Source organism: Motiliproteus sediminis (assembly GCF_017912535.1).
Classification (GTDB): domain Bacteria; phylum Pseudomonadota; class Gammaproteobacteria; order Pseudomonadales; family Balneatricaceae; genus Motiliproteus; species Motiliproteus sediminis.
Genome location: NZ_JAERQK010000006.1, coordinates 55,085 through 74,126 on the forward strand (window position 1 = coordinate 55,085; position 19,042 = coordinate 74,126).

A 19,042-nucleotide genomic window follows, 5' to 3' on the forward strand; every position below is an offset into this window, starting at 1 on the left:
GCCCCTTGTCACCAATTGCGATAAACTCAACCAATCTGGATCAATCCTTTTGACCACCAGCTGCGCTACACTGCGCAACAGCTTTTGTCATTTGCCCGGAACGCGCTGCCTGCATGAAGTTTCTTAAAACTCTCAACGCGGTTCATACCCGCCTCGACCGCCTCGGCGATCTACCGGTATTCAGCGCAACCATCAATCGCATCCAGCAGATCAGCAGCTCCAAAGAAGCGGACGCCATGGCACTGGCGATGGCAGTCATGAAAGATGCCAACCTGTCCGCCAAGCTTCTCAAGCTCGCCAATTCGGCCCACGTCAATCGCGGCAACGGGCGTATCAACGTGATCTCGCGCGCGGTGATCCTGATCGGTTTCGACGAGATCAAAAATCTGTCGGTAACTCTGAAACTGATCGAATGCTTCAGTAAAACCAACCCCTCGGTGGATATCGGCAATCTGGTAATGCGCTCATTCCTGACCGCCTCCATTGCGCGCGAACTCGCCTCCAAAGCCGGCATCGACGATATCGAGGAAACCTATACCTGCGGCCTGCTCCATGGACTGGGTGAAATTGTCATCGCCTTTACCCTGCCCGACACCTACAACCGCATGCTCGAGCAGCGCAAACTTGGCGAGCAGAGCTGGTCGCGGATTCAGATCGACGAACTCGGCGGACATTTCAGCGATATCGGCCAGGATCTGGCGCAGAGCTGGGGCTTCCCCAAATCGGTGGTCAGCAGCATGGATGAGATGACCGCAGAGGATCTCAAGGGCGACCAGCGCCTCAACCACCAGTTGGCGTCAATTTCGCAGCAACTGTTGCAACAGATATACAACCGCGAGCATTCCGGCAAACAGGATTTCTCGGCGCTGATCGACAAACTTGGCAGCGCCACGGGGATGAACCGCGACAAACTCACCGGTTCGCTTAATCGCGCCTTCCGTACCGTCTGCGACCTGACCGAAGAGTACGGCATATCCAGCCGGCGACTGATTCCGACGGTGCAGGACAGCGGCGATGAGATGCTCGACGACTTCAACCGCAAGCTATCGTTCTATGTGCACTCCCGCGCCGAAAGCCAAGATCACGACGACGATGTGCTACAACCTCAAAGCAGCGGAAACGATGCGCCTGCGGCCGCGGCACAGCAGATCGGCCTGCAGCGCCAACTCCAGCACCTGCAGGAGATCAGCGCACTGGTGACGCAACAGGCGCCATTACCGCAGGTATTTGCCAAAGCCGCAGACGCGATTCTGGAGAGCAGCGGCTGCACCCGGACCGGGTTCTGCCTGCTGAGCCGCGACCACCAGCAGCTCAGCATGAAGATTGTCCGTGGGTCGCAGACCGAACCGCTGGCCAGCTACTTCACCTTGCGCCGCAGCCGCGACAGTGAGTTTTTCTTTCGTCTGGTAGAGAAACAGAGCACGCTACTGGTGACAGACACCCGGGAGGCTGGCTGGAGCGAGCGACTGCCCGACAGTTTTATGCAGAAGGTGAACCCCTGCGGCTTCGTACTGGCACCGCTGGGCGTCAATAACAAGGTGGTGGGTTTTTTGTATGCTGATCGTTCACTCGAGGCCGGCCCCATCAACGACGAGGATTTTCGCTGTTTCAGCCAGTTTCACATGCAGACCCGCATGGCACTGGGTTATGCCCAACCGCGTGGCAAGCCGGCCTGACGCTCAGGCAACCTCGTTCGCTCCACGCGATCCGAGCAGCCCCTGAACCAACTGGCTGTAACGGCCATCAACATCCAGCAACCGCAACCCCACAGCGACACCGAGGTTATGCTGAAGCGACTCCACATACACCGCAACGCCCTGGAGGCGAAAGCAGCCCACGCCCGCGGCGCAACGAGTCACCACGTCCACCCGTACCGGCTCGCCCAAGACCAGATCGCGATTGAGAATTACATTGATACCGTCGACCGAAACGTTGTCGGTACTACCGAGCAACTGCTCACCATTAAGGCGGGTGATGGTGGCTTTCCACACCACCGGAATGCGCGCGTGCTGGCGCCGTTCGCTGATCATCGCCAAGCCCTCCTCGACTGAGTCACGGCTTACACTCTAGCGCCAATTACAACCGGCCGTCCTTGACGCAAGTCCGGTTGTGATCGTTTTTTCACCAGTTACGGCGACTTATTTCAGCAGTTCGGCCAGCATCCCCGGCGGCAACGACTCTACCGGCTCCTTGCCCAGCCGGAGCAGCCGATCGTACTTCGCCTTGGCGGGACCCGCCAGCGGCAACCGCCCTGCCAGACGCATGTAGCGCTGGTACATCTTGAGACGCTCCTCTTTACGCGCCGGGATATCACGCGCGCCCTCAAGGAATAGCTGCGCCAGGTTGAGCATGGCATTGCCGTTGAGCGGATTGTAATCGAACGCCAGGTTGAAATAGCGAATCGCCTGACCCTGCTTGTCCGCCAGGTAATTGCGCACCCCGATGCGATTGACCTTGTCGCTCATCGCCGGATCACGACTGGACTTGGCCGGTTTCTCTTCGACCACCCGGGGCTTGGGCATCTCCGGCGGTTGTTCGTCAAGCAGACGTCGTTTGACCTGCTCCAGGTCCACCGTACCCTCGAGCCGCTGCGCCGCCTGCTGAGCACGCTCATAACACTGCTGCGCCGCGTCGGGATTGCCCAGCGTCTCCTCCACTTTGGCTTGCAGCAGTTCACAACGAACCATCAGATCCGGCTCATTAGCAAAGCGCTTGCGAGCCTCGGCAACCATTTTCTCGATCGCCTGCAGCTTCGACTGCCGTTCCTCGGGTGCACCCTGTTCCATCTGCAGTCGGGTCACATTGGCCAGCTTCAGCAACGGCGCCGAACTGGCCCGACAGCTGTGCTCGCCCAGATGCACCGAACGCCGGTAAGCACGTTCAGCCACCGGCAGATCGGCGTTGTTGACCGCCAGCCGACCGAGGTTCATCTGCCGGTCAATGCTGCGCGGCGACTGGTCGGTGGCCTGCACCAGAATCAACTGCGCATCTCGCTGCTGACCACGTGCCTCATAAACCCGCGCCAGCAGATCGTAAGCCGGTATCAGCAAGGGGTGTTCTTCAATCACCGCCTGCAGGCGCTGCTCAGCCTGGTCCAGATCGCCCAGCAAAAAATCACATTCAGAGAGTTTGTAGCCCGGCAGCAAACCGTGACCGGCCCAATGTAACTGTTCAAAAACCGGACGCGCCTGAGCGTACTCGCCCATATCCATCAGCAATCGCCCTTTGATCAGTTGCGCCTGCACATAATTGGGATCGGATTTATTCATCAACGAATCGCACAGCTTGATGGCGCGATTGTAGGCCTGGCGCTCGACTGCACGTTCGATCGGCTCCATCGCCTGTTTGCGCTTGCACAAGGCGCGCAGCCGACGCTCCAGCGTCTGCATGGTGAAGGGCTTGGTGATCACTTCGTCGGGCTGGATCTCGATCGCAAACAACACCGACTCTTGCGAAGCATCGCTGGTCAGCAGCACCCAGCTGCAGGTAGGCTTGATCAGCCCCTTGTAGCGTGCCTCTTCCAACAGCTGCAGACCGGAATAGCGGTCATGAACGTTGTGGCCGATGAGAATGATGTCAAAGCTGCTGTCGGCAACGGTATCGAGCACGCTCTGGCTGATATTGAGGGTGGCGACCTCGCCGAAGCCCATCGACTCCAGCAGTCCTTTCACCGTCCAGCGCAAATTGCCGCTGCTATCGACCAGTAGTACCCGCTTATCTTTAAGCGCCGCTTCCGTCACTGCCTCACCGGCTCCCTTTCCTTCGCATCCACCCCCACAAATAGCGGAGCGCTCTCTTTTTCGCAACAAAAAAACGCCAGAGCGATGAAGCGTACTGGCGCCAAAACAGATCTATGCTGCCCCTGCATCATAAGACGATGCCCAGCCGTCCCTCGCTGACATAGATCAACCGCCACTCTTTTACTCTGCACCGAAATTACGCACAATCAGCACCAGAGGGATGCCAGGGAGCGGTGCGACCTTAGGATAAGCGCCGATGGCATCGACATTCGCTAGACTGTAACGTTCTGCGAGCCAGCTTATATAAGAACTCTAACTATGGTCACCACCTATATCAGCCACCGCGACTGCGGGCTGCACAACATGGGGCCGGAGCATCCAGAGAGCCCCATCCGCCTGCTAGCGATCGAGCGGCAACTGGAGCGTTCAGGCCTTCAGGACCACCTGCAGCGGATGCAAGCGGTCCACTGCACCGACGAGCAGATCATGCTTGCCCACCACCCGCTGCACGCCAAACGTCTGCATATGCGCCTGCCCGACAAGGGCGTGGTGTACACCGATGACGACACCGCCCTCTGCCCCGACTCGCTCCATGCGGCCAGCCTGGCCGTGGGCGGCGTGGTACTGGCTACCAACCGCGTGGCCGGCGGCAAGTCGCAGAATGCCTTCTGTGCGGTGCGCCCCCCCGGGCATCACGCCGAACACAACATTCCTATGGGGTTCTGCTTCTACAATAACGTCGCGATCGGTGCCATTCATGCGCTCTCCCTGCCCGGCATCGAACGGGTGGCGGTACTTGATTTCGACGTTCATCACGGCAACGGTACCGTCGACATCTTTAAGGACCGCCCCGAGGTGTTGGTGTGCTCGACATTCCAGCACCCTTTCTATCCCGAGCGTTACTGCGACATCAACCGCCCTAATATCGTCAACTGCCCGCTGGCGGCGTTCAGCGATGGCAACGCCTTCCGCGCAGCATTGGAGAGCCACTGGCTACCCGCACTACAGGCTCACAAACCGGACATGATCTTTATCTCGGCCGGCTTTGACGCACATATCGACGACCCTATGGCCGACCTGAAACTGACCGAAGAAGACTACCGCTGGGCCACACGGATGATCCTCGACCAGGCGCGCATCTACTCCCAGAATCGAGTGGTCTCGGTGCTGGAGGGTGGCTATAACCCGGTATCGCTGGCCCACAGCGTGCAGGCCCATCTGGAGGTGCTGGCCGGCTTTTAATTCGGCTGCTAACACTACCGAGAAGGTCGATAGACCTTAACGTTGCCAAAGCCCTGATCCTTGAGGTAGAGGGCGTGCAGCTGGCTCATCACCCCCTTGGGGCAATAGAGCAGGTACTGGCGCTGCCGATCCAGTTCTGCAAACCGGCTACCGATGCTATAGAAGGGGATTTTGATCACCTCGACGCCACTCACCTTCAGCGGAGCCTGCTCCTCTTCGTCCGGGTGGCGGATATCGATGATGACTTCGCCTGCGGTCACCTGCTGCTCGGTTTCCACTTCAACCTGAGCCTCGGCATCCTGTTCAATCTGATCGATACGAATCACCTTGGCACTGGCGATCGCCGCCTCCAGCACGCCGTTATCGAACTTGGACTCTTCCTCCTCAATCCGTTCGCGACGGGCATGGGTAGTCGGGCGATCAGAGATCACCCCACAGTACTCCGGCATGGTCTCGGCAAAGTCGAAGGTCCCGATAGCACGGGCGGTATCGATGATATCCTGTTTGTCGGACACCACCAGCGGGCGCAGCACCAGGCGGTTACAGACCGAATCAATCAGAGACAGGTTAGGCAGCGTCTGACTGGACACCTGGGCCACACTTTCCCCGGTCACCAGCGCATCAACACCCAAGCGTTCGGCCACCGCCTCACCGGCACGCATCATCATCCGCTTCAGCACCACCCCCATCTGAGAGTGATGGACATTCTTGAGAATTTCCTCGACCACCCCCTCAAAGGGCACGCTTACAAACTTGACCCGGTGCGAGGAGCTGTAGCGACGCCACAGGTAGTGGGAGACCTGTTTGACTCCGGTCTCGTGAGCAGCGCCACCCAGATTGAAAAAGCAGAAGTGGGTTTTGCAACCCCGTTTCATGGTCAGGTAGCTGGACACGGTGGAATCGAAGCCGCCGGAGATCAGCGACAACACGCCCTCCAGACTACCCATCGGGAAGCCGCCAAGGCCGGGAAAGCGGTTTTCCACCAGAAACAACCGCTGGTCGCGCACCTCTAGCTTGACCGTCACCTCGGGGTGATGCAGATCGACCCCGGCGGCTTCGGTATGCTGCAGCAAGCCGCCACCCACGTAGCGCTCCAGATCGCTGGAGGTGAAATCATGCTTGCCGGCTCGCTTCACCCTGACGACAAAGCGCTTCCCTTTGAGCTGCGCGGCAAAGGCATCGCGGGTAAGCTCAAACACCTGATGAAAGTCGCCAAGCGGGTATTCCTGAACCTGCAAAAAGTGGTTGATACCGGGCGTATCGCCCAGCGCCTCAATCACCGCCTGGTGAACCGCGGCATCCTCGCTGTGAACGTTGACTTCAACCTTATCCCATTTGCCGCTGACGCCGATTTCCGGATCGATACGCTTGAGAATAATCTGCAGGTTGGATTGCAGCCGCTGAATAAAGCGGCGCCGCACCGGCTTGCTCTTGATGGTGATTTCCGGAAACAGCTTGACGATAAACTTCATGGAGAAACGCTTCTGGGACGAGGGAAAGGGCAGAAATTATACCCAAGCCCTCCCCAGCGGCCAAACCGCTTTACACCGCGAAGCGCTCGACCAAAGCTCCCAACTCGTGACTGACACCGTTCAGCTGGCGGCTTTGGCGCCCCATCTCTTGGGTACGTTCAGACGAGCGCTGGGCATGCTGGAGCACCTGCCCCGCGCTTTCCTGCACCCCTGCCGCCGATCCCGCCTGCTCTTCGGTGGTTTGGGCAATCAGGGTGTTAAGCTCATGAATCCGGTCGATTGCAGCCACCGCCTCAGCCAGCGCCTCACGCACTTGCCGGGCCTGATCCGACGCCCCCAACGCTTTACTCTGCTGCCGCTCCATCAATGCAGAAACCTGATCAGAAGACTGGCGCAACCCCTCCACGGTGCCGCGCACTTCGTCTACTGATTCGGCGGTGCGCTGCGCCAGCTGCCGTACCTCATCGGCCACCACCGCAAATCCACGCCCATGCTCACCGGCCCGCGCCGCCTCAATCGCCGCATTCAGGGCCAGCAGATTGGTCTGTTCCGCGATAGCCACAATCACATTGAGCACTGCATTGATGCGTTGGGAGTCCTCCTTGAGACGGGCCACTACCTGCGCGCCATCGCGCGATTCGCTGGCCACGCTGTTGACCGTTGCGGCCAGATCACCCATGGCATCGCTGGATTGATGCATCGACTGGCGACCACTACCCGCCGCCCCGGAGGCGTCGCTGGCATGGCGCGCGACCTCTTGGAACGACAGCGCCAGCTCGCGCAGCGCCTGATTGGTCTCCTCCATCAGCTGACACTGCTCGGACGCGCCAGCCTGTATTGCCGCACTGGCCTTGTCGATGTCGGCACCGACCTTGTCCACCGCCGCCACTTCGGTGCGAATATCGGTAACGATGGTCACCATCGCATCACGCAGCTGATTGGCCGAATACTCCAGTGACACCATTTCGCTAAAGCGGCTGTTCTGGTGCATCCGCTCGGTGAAATTGCCGCCGCTCAGTCGCGCCAGGTAATCACCCACTCCGCTGACCGCTCTCAGCACCCGCTGCTGCAGCCAGCTACTGCCCAAACCGGCGGTGAAGATCAGCGCCAGACACACCACCATGGTGGCAAATACCTGGCGCTCGATCGCCTGCTTGATCGCCTCGACCTGCTGTTCCGCGCTGGCGACAACCTGCTCCACCGACGCCAACTGGCCGTTAACCCGTTGACGCGCGGCAAGCGCCTGATCGATCTGGGCAGTGGTGTTGTCCAGCTCGGAAGCATAGCGACGCAGCAACGATACCAGCTCGGACTTGATCTCCTCTCCCTGTTCGACCCGATCACTGCTCTCTTCGGCAAAACCCATCAGCGCGGCGAACTCATCCTCCTGGGCTTCGGCGTAGACCCCCAGCGGCGACAGCGCCTCAATGCGCTGCCCTTGCTCCAGCATCGCGCTGCTGAGCTCATTTAAGCTGGTACGCAACGTCTCGGAGGGCTGCGCAAAGTAGCTACTGCGCAGCACCGCACGGCGCCCCTGCGCCATCAGCAAGGCAACCGCGAGCTGGCGGTAGTCCTCGATCAGCGCGGGTTCGGCGCCCACCGCTTTGGCGCTGTAGCTTAACAACCGCTCCAGGGTGTCGATGGTTTCGCGCTCGTTGTGCAACAGCAGCCCCTGGGGATCAGCCGCCAACTTACCGGCAGCCCGCAGATCAACCGCCAGCGCCTGTTGCAGCGACGCCACCGCTGGCCGCAGCAGGTCGCTCATCGATGATGGCAGGCGATCGAGCCCCGGCACCACCTCGTCAGCCATAAAGCTCTCAGCCGCAACCAGATCGGTAGCGTCACCACTATCCAGATAACGCTCGACCAGATGCCGGGTCTCCACGGACAGCTGCTCGGCCAGAAAAAAATACTGCTGGCTCAGGACAAAAGGCTGCTGCAAACGCTGCAACCCCCACCAGACACCAAATGCCATTCCCAGGCAGGCGATCAGCAACATCCCGGCGCTGACCTTGGTTAACAGAGCTATACGCATAACACACCCGCAAACAGTCGATACCCCCACGGTAGAAAGCGAGGATGACGATTAGATGACAATTTCGGACAACGATGGCGTAATCGCGGCTTACCTGACACGCATCAACTCCGGTACCGCCGTGTTGCGTTCATGCGGCCGTCATATTCCCATGGTCGAATACGCCCACTTCGCAACGGAATAGCTAAACAACCAACACGTGACCCGCCCGCAGGAGCGCGACGGCTGTCGTCACCCGCCAGCAGCAGGGTAGAACCATGTGCGCTCAGATCATCATCTTTAATCAAGCCAAGGGATCGCCAGAGGGGTACCACCGCATGTCATGCGAGCTTGACCGGTTACTGTCCCAGCAACTGCTGATACCCCACTTCATGCCCATCATCGATAGCGGCCAGGGTGCCATTGTGGGCTACGAAGCACTGATTCGAGGCCCCGTGGACAGCCCTCTGCACGCCCCCGCCAGCCTGTTTCCGTTTGCCCACAAGGCTGGGCGACTGCTGGAACTGGAGCTTCTGTGCCGGCGTCTCTCGATTACCCGTTTTCGTGAACTGGAACTGCCCGGGCGCCTGTTTCTCAACGTAACGCCTAATACCCTGCTGGAAGCGGACTTCCGCGCCGGAGAAACCCAGCGGCTGATGACCCAGTTAGGTCTGGAACCGGAGCAACTGGTACTGGAGATCACCGAACAGCTGCCTATCAATGACTACGCCCTGATGCGCGAAGCCACCGACCATTACCGCCAGCAGGGTTTTCAGGTGGCACTGGACGATCTGGGTGCCGGTTACGCCGGCTTGCGTTCCTGGTCGGAGCTGCGCCCCCAGTTCGTCAAAATAGACCGCCACTTTATCGAGGGTATTGACCGCTCGCCGATCAAGCAGGAGTTCGTCCGCTCGATCACCGATGTGGCGCGCTCCATCGACTGCAAGGTGATCGCAGAGGGGATTGAGCAGGAAGCCGAACACAACTACCTCAACGACGTTGGCCTGACGTTGCAGCAAGGCTTCTACTTCTCCCCGCCACAACCGGTTCCCAGTCGCGAGCTCCCTCCTCGGCTGGGTCGGGCGCGCCCGGTGTTCGAAGCCCATGGCTCAAGGTCCGCATTGCTGGCTCGTATCGCCCGCCCGCAACCTACCCTCAAAGCCGACCGCACGCTGGGCGATGCTGCCCGGCGCTTTCGCAAGCATCCGGAGCTGCTCTCCATGGCGGTACTGGATCAGGGCAAGCCGGTGGGCATTCTGCACCGCGACACCTGCCTTAACCTCTATCTCGCCCCGTTCGGGCGCGAGCTCTACGAGCGCAAATCGATTCGCCCGCACATCGACACCCAGCCCCTAGTGCTTGAAGAGCATCACAGCCTGGAACAGATCGCCCGTCAGCTGGACCTGCTGGATCTAAACCGTCTGCGCACCGACTTTATCATCACCCGCAACGGCCACTATCTGGGAATGGGGGCGATTGTCGAACTGCTCAAGCTGGTCACCCAGCTACAGCTCAACAACGCCCGGCATGCCAACCCGTTGACCCTGCTGCCCGGCACCGTACCCACCAATGACGAGATCAACCGACGCCTTGAAGCCCAGCAAAGCTTTGCCATCGGCTACCTCGATATCGACAATTTTAAGGCGTTCAACGATCGCTACGGTTTTCATCGCGGCGACCAGGCGATTCAACTACTGGCAGACTGCCTGCGGCGCCATTGCGATCCCGAGCGGGACTTCATCGGCCATATAGGTGGGGACGACTTTCTGGTATTGCTGGAGGAGCGCAACTGGCGCCACAAGCTGCGCCATCTGCAACAGGAGTTCAGCACCGCACTGACGCAACTATACGACCCAGATGACCGCGAACGCGGCTATTTGGAAAGCACCGACCGCAACGGTGGACAACAGCGGCTGCCGCTGGCGACGTTATCCATCGGTGTTGCCCATCCGGCGCTGGATCGCTGCCGTTCTCATCTGGATGTAGCAACGCTCGCCAGCGATGCCAAAACGCTGGCCAAACAGCAGCCGGGAAACAGCCTGGTCATCAATCGCCGCCGCGGTCCGACCATGGAACAGCTCCAGGGTGAGCTTGCCCTGTCGTCCGAGCAGGCCTGAATCCGGCACATTAATCCACGGTAACCTTTGCAGATTTTGTCATTAGCGATGACGGAAGCAGGGCAACGGCGCGTTGAGATACCCGGTTCAAACTGGCGGCTATACATCAGCCAGACCGTACGGATAAAAGAAAAGGGCCCCGCTTGTAGAACCGTGCGAGACCTGAAAACCGAGAGGATGATTCGCGCCGCAGGCGCTCCCCCCTGCGGGGCCGTCACCGCAGGCGCGACGTTGTCTCGCTGCGCTCGGCTCGAACCGGAGGTCCTCATCAAACGCTCAGGTACGGATAAAAGAAAAGGGCCCCGCTTTTAGAACCGTGCGACCCCTGAAAACCGAGAGGATGATTCGCGCCGCAGGCGCTCACCCCTGCGGGGCCGCCGCGCAGGCGCGACGTTGTCTCGCTGCGCTCGGCTCGAACCGGAGGGCCTCATCAAACGCTCAGGTACGGATAAAAGAAAAGGGCCCCGCTTGCGCGGAGCCCTTTTCTTTTATTGGCGCACCCGAGAGGATTCGAACCTCTGACCGCCTGGTTCGTAGCCAGGTACTCTATCCAGCTGAGCTACGGGTGCAGTTGCTGCGGAATCGCGACCGTCCGGGTAACGTTCCTGTGTAATGGCGCACCCGAGAGGATTCGAACCTCTGACCGCCTGGTTCGTAGCCAGGTACTCTATCCAGCTGAGCTACGGGTGCGTGTTTAAACAGACAAAAAAGGTTTGCAGCCCTGCAAACCTTAAAAATTAAGTGGCGCACCCGAGAGGATTCGAACCTCTGACCGCCTGGTTCGTAGCCAGGTACTCTATCCAGCTGAGCTACGGGTGCGCAATGGCGGTGAGGGAGGGATTCGAACCCTCGATACCCGTTAAGGTATACGCCCTTAGCAGGGGCGCGCCTTCAGCCACTCGGCCACCTCACCAAACAAGGCGCGTATGTTACCCAAACGAGTTATGAAAAAAAAGCCATTCCAAGAGAAAAATTCGCTCTTATTCCTGATTCTTCTCTTTTTCTTTCTGGATACGCTGATAGATCTCTTCGCGGTGTACGGAAACATCCTTGGGCGCGTTCACACCAATGCGGACCTGGTTACCCTTAACACCCAAAACTGTCACGGTGACGTCATCGCCAACCATCAAAGTCTCACCCACGCGACGGGTCAGAATTAACATAAAGCTCTCCTTAACTTGGCATCCTTATACCGCCGTAATCAATGCCGGCAGTAAGTCTCCGTACGAGGCTGACCTGAATTATAGTCAGCGAAGCAGCCAAAGCTAATACAAATAGTTAAATTACCAGAGGGACTTAAAAGCAGCACTCACTCCCCGAGCACTGCTCACTTTCAAGACTCACTGACCACATCCACAGCATCCAGTTCGAACGCGGAATGTAAAGATCTGACAGCAAGTTCAAGATACTTTTCGGCGATTATGACCGAAATCTTAATTTCCGAGGTAGAAATTAACTGAATATTGATCGATTCATGGGCCAGCGTCTGGAACATTTTGGTGGCCACGCCGGCGTGAGAGCGCATGCCCACACCAACGATCGATACTTTGGCGATCTTGTTATCGCCCACCACTTCACGCGCTTTAAGCTCACCCGCCACCCGCTGCAGAATCGCTTCGGCCTGATCATAGTCGTTGCGATGCACGGTAAAGGTGAAGTCGGTGGTATTGTCCTGCTGAGCAATGTTCTGAACGATCATATCGACTTCAATGTTCGCGTCACCCACCGGACCCAGGATCTGTGAAGCCACGCCCGGCTGGTCGGGCACACCCAGAATGCTCAGTTTGGCTTCGTCACGATTAAAGGCGATACCTGAAATAATCGGCTTTTCCACGTTGTCTTCCTCTGTGGTAATCAGCGTTCCGGGACCATCTTCGAAACTGGACAGCACCCGCAGCGGGACATTGTACTTGCCGGCAAATTCCACCGAGCGAATCTGCAGCACCTTGGAGCCGAGGCTGGCCATCTCGAGCATCTCTTCGAAGGTGATGGTACTCAGTCGGCGGGCACCTTCAACGACTCGCGGATCCGTGGTGTAGACCCCATCGACATCGGTATAGATCTGGCACTCGTCGGCCTTGAGTGCCGCGGCCAAAGCCACAGCCGTGGTATCGGAGCCGCCCCGCCCGAGGGTGGTGATATTGCCCAGTTCATCAATCCCCTGAAAACCGGCAACCACGACTACGCGCCCGGCGTTGAGCTCCGAGCGCATGCGCTCGTCGTCGATCGACTGAATTCGCGCCTTGGTATGGGCACTGTCGGTCACGATCCGGACCTGTGATCCGGTAAAGGAGCGCGCGGGACAGCCGATGCTGTCGAGCGCCATGCAGAGCAGGGCGATGGTCACCTGCTCGCCGGTGGAGACCAGCACATCCATCTCCCGGGCCAGCGGTTTGCGCTGAATCTCCTTGGCCAGCCCGATCAGCCGGTTGGTTTCACCGCTCATGGCCGATACCACCACCACCACGTCGTCACCGCGGTCACGGAAGCCCTTGACCTTCGCGGCCACCGCCTGGATCCGCTCTACCGAGCCCACCGAGGTACCGCCATACTTCTGCACAATCAACGCCATGGTTGCGTCCTATCCCAGCACGCGCCGCCTCGATCAGGCGCGCTCTTTAATCCACGCGGCAACAGAATCCAGTGCTGCAGGCAACGCCGCCGCATCGGTACCACCGCCCTGCGCCATATCGGGTCGACCGCCACCCTTGCCACCAATCTGGTCCGCCACATGCTTGATCAGATCGCCGGCCTTGAAGCGGTCGGTCAGATCCTTGGTAACACCCGCCACCAGGCTGACCTTGTCGCCCTCGGCAGTGGCCAGCAGAACCACGGCCGAGCCCAGCTTGTTCTTCAACTGATCGAGGGTATCGCGCAACGCCTTGCTGTCGATCCCATCAACCTTGGCGGCCAGCACCGGCACACCCTCAATGGTCGTCGCCTGGCCCGCCAGATCGCTGCCGGCCGCACTGGCCAGCTTGCCCTTCAGTTGCTCCAGCTCTTTCTCCAGCAGGCGGGTACGCTCCAGCACACTGGCAACCTTGTCGGCCGCACCTTCACGACTGGACTTGACCAGACTGGCGATCTTTCCAAGCCGTCCTTCGGTCTCTTTCAGCCACTGCATCGCGCCTTCACCGGTGACCGCCTCAATCCGGCGCACACCCGCGGCGATGCCGCCTTCAGCCACGATCTTGAACAAGCCGATGTCGCCGGTGCGACGCACATGGGTGCCCCCGCACAGCTCCAGCGACACCTCACCCATGCTGACTACGCGTACGTCATCGTCGTACTTCTCGCCGAACAGCGCCATCGCGCCCTTCTCTTTGGCGGCATCAATGGCCATCACTTCGGTTTGCACCGCCCAGTTGGCACGGATCTGGGCGTTGACGACCTGCTCCAGCTGTAGCAACTGCTCCGGGGTGACAGCTTCGTTGTGGGAAAAATCGAAGCGCAGACGGTCGGCGTCCACCAACGACCCTTTCTGGGTCACGTGCTCACCCAAGAGGTTGCGCAGCGCCGCGTGCAACAGGTGAGTCGCGGAGTGGTTGAGCGCAGTGGCGCGCCGCTTGTCGGCGTCCACCAGCAGCTTCAGCCTGGCGCCCTGCTTGAGTTCACCCTCGACCACTTTGACATGGTGCAAGAATGCCCCGCCTTGCTTGGTGGTGTCGGTGACTTCAGCGCGCAGCCCTTCGGCCAGCAGCAGACCGGTGTCCCCCACCTGGCCACCAGATTCGGCATAGAACGGCGTATTGGCCAGCACCACCACGCCTTCGTCACCCGCCGCTAGCTGTGTCACCGCTTCAGCGCCGGCGAACAGTTGGTTGGCTTCAGCCTCGCCTTCCAGCGCTTGGTAGCCTTCAAACTCGGTAATCAGATCCAGCTTCAGTGCGTCGTTGTAGTCCACCGCAAAGTTACCGGCCGCACGGGCACGTTGACGCTGTGCCTCCATTTCACGTTCGAAGCCCTCCATATCCAGCGTCAGCTCGCGCTCACGGGCGATATCGGCGGTCAGGTCTACCGGAAAGCCGAAGGTATCGTAAAGCTTGAATACGGTTTCGCCGGCAATCTCGCTGCCGCTCATCTCCACGATCGCCTGCTCGAGAATCTTCATGCCCTGATCCAGGGTGCGGGCGAACTGCTGTTCCTCTTTCAGCAGCACCGCTTCAACCTGCGCCTGCTTCTCACCCAATTCCGGATAAGCTGCGCCCATCTCCGCGACCAGCGCGGCCACCAACTGGTGGAAGAAGGGACCATTGGCACCCAGCTTGTGACCGTGACGGATGGCGCGACGCATGATCCGGCGCAGCACATAACCGCGGCCTTCGTTGGAGGGCACTACGCCATCGACCACCAGAAACGCACAGGAGCGGATATGGTCCGCCACCACCCGCAGCGATTGGTTGCTCATATCGGTGGCACCGGTAACCTCGGCCACCGCCTTGAGCAGATTCTGGAACAGATCGATTTCGTAATTGCTGTGTACGTGCTGCAGTACCGCGGCGATCCGCTCCAGCCCCATGCCGGTATCAACCGACGGCTTGGGCAGCGGTGCCATCTCACCATCGGCGGAGCGGTTGAACTGCATAAAGACGATATTCCAGATCTCGATGAAGCGATCGCCGTCCTCTTCCGGCGAGCCGGGAGGCCCGCCCCAGATCTCTTCACCATGGTCGTAGAAGATTTCGGTACAGGGGCCGCAGGGGCCGGTGTCACCCATGGCCCAGAAGTTATCGGAGTTGTAACGACCACCCTTGTCGCCGATACGAACAATCTTCTCGGCCGGCACGCCGATCTGTTGGTTCCAGATCTGGTAGGCCTCGTCATCTTCCTGATAGACGGTGACCATCAGCTTGTCGGCCGGGATTCCCATCCACTCACTGGAGGTCAGGAACTCCCAGGCGAACTTGATTGCGTCCTGTTTGAAGTAGTCACCGAAGCTGAAGTTACCCAGCATCTCGAAGAAGGTGTGATGGCGGGCGGTGTAGCCGACGTTTTCAAGGTCGTTGTGTTTGCCGCCGGCACGGACACAGCGCTGGCTGGTGGTGGCGCGATTGTAGGAGCGCTTATCGCCACCCAAAAACACATCCTTGAACTGCACCATACCGGCGTTGGTAAACAGCAGGGTGGGATCGTTACCGGGCACCAGCGAGCTGCTGGGCAACACTTCGTGCCCCTGGCCCTTGAAATAATCCAGAAACGCCTGACGAATCTGCGCACTGCTCATCTGTTTCATAACGTAAACGATCCTGACACTGAGTAATCGTGGCGGCAGAGCCGGCTAATCAGTAACAACTGATTGATATAGCTCACCGCAGCTGCGAAAAATGGGGTGATAGTATACATGTCATGCCGGGGGCCGAAAACCGCTTAAGCTTAGAATTTACGCGGCTTTCAGTGCGTTAGCGCGGCGCGCTGACGGGCCTGGTCAAGCGCATGACGCACCTGGTCCTGATCAAACCCCCGATACAGCATAAAACGAACCTGGCGCGCATACTCTTTGGGCGTATCTGTGGTCACATCGCCGAAACGCTTCTGCTGCACCATCTCCGCCTGGGAGAACCAATCCACGTCGGCCGCTTCCAGCGCCAGTCGGGCCAGCTCGCCACTCACGCCCTTCTGCTTGAGACTTTGATGGACCCGCAACGGCCCCTGCCCGCGCGCCACCAGACTGCGTACCAGCGATGCGGCATAGCGCTCGTCACTTTGCAGGCCGTCGGCTTGTAGCTGTGCAATCACCTCCGCCACCTGCTCTGCACTGGCTTCACTACCCGCCAGCTTGGTCGTCAGTTCGTGCTGGCTGTGTTCGCGCCGCGCCAGCAGCGCAATAGCCCGATTTCTTAATTGCTGGGTGATCTCGTCCACGTCCCGTCCTTTGCCTGATGATGGGTGCATCGATAGAATAGCCGCCTTTTGACGGCAGACGGAAGCACCACCATGGGGCATTACGTCTTACACTAGGGTATACACCTCTTCTTGGCTTGAGGCTCAGGACTACTGCGATGAAACTTTCTGCGTTTGGGAACAAATTCACCCGCGATTCCGGCATCCTCAGCCTGATGGACGACCTCGGCAACGCCCTCGCCGGTGATCAGGAGATGATCATGATGGGCGGGGGCAACCCCAGCCACATTTCTGAAGTGGAAGCGGTCTTTCACCAGCGCCTGCAGCGCATTCTGGAGCAGCCCAAAACCTTCCGCCACCTGATCGGAGTCTACGACCCACCCGATGGCGAGCTGGCGTTCCGCAGCGACCTGGCCCGCCTGCTCAAACGCCAGTACGGCTGGAACCTGAGCGCCGCCAATATCGCCCTCACCAATGGCAGTCAGTCCGGCTTCTTCATGCTGTTCAACATGCTGGCAGGCCCCTGCGACGACGGCGCTCAGCGCAAGATTCAGCTGCCCCTGGCACCGGAGTATATCGGTTACGCCGACGCCGGCTTGTCGGGAGACTTCTTTACCGCTGCCAAGCCCCACATTGAGCTCCTGGGCAAGCGTCAGTTCAAGTACCGGATCGACTTCAACGACCTCAACCCCGGTGATGATATTGGCGCCATCTGCGTGTCACGCCCTACCAACCCCACCGGCAACGTGATCACCGATGACGAAGTCGCCCACCTGGATGCACTAGCCAGACAGCGTGATATTCCGCTGATCCTTGACAGCGCCTACGGCACACCGTTCCCCAATCTCATTTTTGGCCAGGCCAACCCGCACTGGAACGACAACACCATCCTCTGCATGAGCCTGTCGAAACTGGGTCTGCCGTCGGCCCGCACCGGCATCGTGATCGCCAACGAAGAGGTGATTCGGGCGCTGTCAGGGATTAACGCCATTCTCAACCTCTCCACCGGCAGCTTCGGCGCGGTGCTGGCCCATGACCTGGTTCGCAGCGGCGAGATAATCGAACTGAGCAACACCCTGGTGCGCCCCTTCTATCAGCAACGGGCACAGCTGGCGGTCGATCTGGTGGAACGGGAGATGGATCCCACGCTGCCCTACCGGATTCACAAGCCGGAGGGCGCCATGTTCCTGTGGTTGTGGTTCAGGGATCTGCCGATCACCAGCCTGGAGCTTTACCAACGCCTTAAAGCCCGCGGCGTGTTGGTGGTGTCCGGTCACTACTTCTTTACCGGTATCGGCGATGAGTGGCAGCACCGGCATGAATGCATCCGCGTCACCTACACCCAAGAACGCGACAAAGTGGAGCGCGGTATCGCCATTATCGCTGAAGAGGTGCTGCGCGCTTACCGGGAGGGCTGAATCACGGCTTCTGGATCGCCCGCTTGCTGCCCTGATCGTCGATGGCGACGTAGGTAAAGCGGGCTTCGGTCACCTTAAAGCGCTTGGGCCGACCATGGCGCAGTACCGGATTGACCCACACCTCAAGCTGCAGCGCCAGCGAGGTGTTGCCCATATGTTTGAGTTCCCCGTAGCAGCAGACGACGTCCCCCACTTTCACCGGCGAGATAAACTTCATCGACTCCACCGCGATGGTCGCCACCCGCCCCTGCGCCAGCTCTTTGGCCAGAATACCGCCGGCGATGTCCATCTGCGACATGATCCAGCCGCCAAAAATATCGCCGTTGGGGTTAGTATCCGCCGGCATTGCCATGGTCCGCAGCAGCAGCGCCCCGGCCGGCTCCAGATTCTGTTCGCTCATTGCACCTCCTTGGCGCCCTTGTCAGCAAACGCCGTAACCGGATACCCGCAGTACTCATCGGTACTGTAGCTTTCCAGAACATAATAGGTCGCATCCGGCGTCAGTATGTACTCACTACCACCCACCCCCCAACTTCCGTATTGCCAATCGTAGGTGTAACCGAGACGAGTCCACGGCGCCCCGTCAGGCTGATAACTCTTGCGTCGCATCTCCGCCATCCATAAGCGGTAATCCTCGATTCCGGAAACCCTCGGCGTCTGGTCGGGGGCCATCTGCAACTCGCAACGCCGGTCCGAAGGGTCCGGATCAGGACAGGGCCTGAACACCTGCTCCGGGCGCACCAGCAACTCCACAAAACGTTCATAGCGCCGGGCCGGATTGAGCCCCAGATACTGCTTCAAACGAAAAGAGGGATCGATGTCACGCGGCAAGCTGTTGCAGAAGTTTTTGACCTGGGGCGCGAGTGTTACCCAAAGATTAAACCCGGCGACCCGCTGCGGCTCCCCTTTTTTATCGTCGCCGTAATTGCTTGCTACCGAAGCATTGCTCTGCCAAGTCACCACCTTGACCCAGCGGCTGCCATCGCGGGTTTCCCAGTGCAGTTTGGGGTTATCGGGAGTCAGCGGAAACAACTGGTCACTGATTCGGGCCGCTGTCGGCCGCTCCGCATCGACGATGGTGCGCTGAAACAGGGTCAGCATCTCCGCGTCCGGCGTACCCTGCGAGCTGCGACTGCTCAGCATCAGCAGCGTCAACAGCAGATTTCCGCCGACCAGCGCGAATAACAGCATCCAACGC

At 59.4% G+C, this 19,042-nt stretch carries 15 protein-coding genes and 4 tRNA genes; 5 read left to right on the forward strand and 14 right to left on the reverse strand.

The annotated features are described in order from the left end of the window. The first annotated feature begins 113 nt into the window (after positions 1–113). Entirely contained in the window at positions 114–1,676 is a 1,563-nt protein-coding gene (locus JJQ76_RS11750) for an HDOD domain-containing protein (RefSeq protein ID WP_210397026.1), read from the forward strand. Between the two features lie 3 nt (positions 1,677–1,679). Here JJQ76_RS11750 and JJQ76_RS11755 read toward each other — a convergent pair whose 3' ends face one another. Together JJQ76_RS11755 and JJQ76_RS11760 are read right to left on the reverse strand one after the other, a co-directional pair. Beyond that, entirely contained in the window at positions 1,680–2,030 is a 351-nt protein-coding gene (locus tag JJQ76_RS11755) for a PilZ domain-containing protein (RefSeq protein WP_210397027.1), read from the reverse strand. Positions 2,031–2,138: 108 nt separating this feature from the next. Then, a complete protein-coding gene (locus JJQ76_RS11760; protein WP_210397028.1) occupies positions 2,139–3,740 on the reverse strand; it encodes a response regulator in 1,602 nt (533 codons plus the stop codon). Between the two features lie 318 nt (positions 3,741–4,058). Here JJQ76_RS11760 and JJQ76_RS11765 point away from each other — a divergent pair, with 318 nt between their 5' ends. Further along, a complete protein-coding gene (locus JJQ76_RS11765; RefSeq protein ID WP_210397029.1) occupies positions 4,059–4,982 on the forward strand; it encodes a histone deacetylase family protein in 924 nt (307 codons plus the stop codon). Positions 4,983–4,996: 14 nt separating this feature from the next. On the opposite strand, the gene thiI is transcribed toward JJQ76_RS11765, so the two are convergent. Together thiI and JJQ76_RS11775 are read right to left on the reverse strand one after the other, a co-directional pair. Continuing rightward, complete coding sequence (gene thiI, locus JJQ76_RS11770; protein WP_210397030.1) at positions 4,997–6,454, reverse strand: tRNA uracil 4-sulfurtransferase ThiI; 1,458 nt, start codon at positions 6,452–6,454, stop codon at positions 4,997–4,999. A 70-nt stretch (positions 6,455–6,524) separates the two neighbouring features. Continuing rightward, positions 6,525–8,489 (reverse strand): methyl-accepting chemotaxis protein, encoded by a 1,965-nt coding sequence (locus JJQ76_RS11775; RefSeq protein WP_210397031.1) that lies wholly within the window; start codon positions 8,487–8,489, stop codon positions 6,525–6,527. Positions 8,490–8,544: 55 nt separating this feature from the next. On the opposite strand from JJQ76_RS11775, the gene JJQ76_RS18155 reads away from it, so the two are divergent. Both JJQ76_RS18155 and JJQ76_RS11780 read left to right on the forward strand, forming a co-directional pair. Continuing rightward, positions 8,545–8,673, forward strand: coding sequence for a hypothetical protein (locus JJQ76_RS18155; RefSeq protein WP_281411997.1), 129 nt, complete (start codon positions 8,545–8,547; stop codon positions 8,671–8,673). 73 nt (positions 8,674–8,746) lie between these two features. After that, on the forward strand, positions 8,747–10,585 hold the full coding sequence (locus tag JJQ76_RS11780) for a bifunctional diguanylate cyclase/phosphodiesterase (RefSeq protein WP_210397032.1): 1,839 nt from the start codon (positions 8,747–8,749) through the stop codon (positions 10,583–10,585). 492 nt (positions 10,586–11,077) lie between these two features. Here the strand turns inward: JJQ76_RS11780 and JJQ76_RS11785 are convergent. The 8 genes from JJQ76_RS11785 to JJQ76_RS11820 form a co-directional block, all read right to left on the reverse strand. Further along, positions 11,078–11,154 (reverse strand) — tRNA-Arg (locus JJQ76_RS11785). Between the two features lie 44 nt (positions 11,155–11,198). Continuing rightward, positions 11,199–11,275: transfer RNA gene (locus JJQ76_RS11790), tRNA-Arg, on the reverse strand. A 52-nt stretch (positions 11,276–11,327) separates the two neighbouring features. Further along, positions 11,328–11,404: transfer RNA gene (locus tag JJQ76_RS11795), tRNA-Arg, on the reverse strand. A 4-nt stretch (positions 11,405–11,408) separates the two neighbouring features. Continuing rightward, a tRNA-Ser gene (locus JJQ76_RS11800) sits at positions 11,409–11,498 on the reverse strand. Between the two features lie 67 nt (positions 11,499–11,565). After that, on the reverse strand, positions 11,566–11,748 hold the full coding sequence (gene csrA / locus JJQ76_RS11805) for a carbon storage regulator CsrA (RefSeq protein ID WP_210397033.1): 183 nt from the start codon (positions 11,746–11,748) through the stop codon (positions 11,566–11,568). Positions 11,749–11,918: 170 nt separating this feature from the next. Beyond that, positions 11,919–13,157, reverse strand: coding sequence for an aspartate kinase (locus tag JJQ76_RS11810; RefSeq protein ID WP_210397034.1), 1,239 nt, complete (start codon positions 13,155–13,157; stop codon positions 11,919–11,921). A 33-nt stretch (positions 13,158–13,190) separates the two neighbouring features. Next, entirely contained in the window at positions 13,191–15,809 is a 2,619-nt protein-coding gene (gene alaS, locus JJQ76_RS11815; protein ID WP_210397192.1) for an alanine--tRNA ligase, read from the reverse strand. A gap of 167 nt (positions 15,810–15,976) precedes the next feature. Beyond that, entirely contained in the window at positions 15,977–16,447 is a 471-nt protein-coding gene (locus JJQ76_RS11820) for a regulatory protein RecX (protein WP_210397035.1), read from the reverse strand. 137 nt (positions 16,448–16,584) lie between these two features. Between JJQ76_RS11820 and JJQ76_RS11825 the strand changes: the two genes are divergently transcribed. Next, positions 16,585–17,844 carry a valine--pyruvate transaminase gene (locus JJQ76_RS11825; protein ID WP_210397036.1) on the forward strand — a complete coding sequence of 420 codons (1,260 nt, stop codon included), beginning with the start codon at positions 16,585–16,587 and terminating at the stop codon, positions 17,842–17,844. 1 nt (position 17,845) lies between these two features. Here JJQ76_RS11825 and yciA read toward each other — a convergent pair whose 3' ends face one another. Continuing rightward, positions 17,846–18,244: an acyl-CoA thioester hydrolase YciA gene (gene yciA / locus JJQ76_RS11830; RefSeq protein ID WP_210397037.1), complete on the reverse strand. Its 399-nt coding sequence runs from the start codon at positions 18,242–18,244 to the stop codon at positions 17,846–17,848. After that, complete coding sequence (locus JJQ76_RS11835; RefSeq protein WP_210397038.1) at positions 18,241–19,035, reverse strand: hypothetical protein; 795 nt, start codon at positions 19,033–19,035, stop codon at positions 18,241–18,243. Before JJQ76_RS11835 ends, yciA begins: the two co-directional genes overlap by 4 nt. Positions 19,036–19,042: the final 7 nt, after the last annotated feature.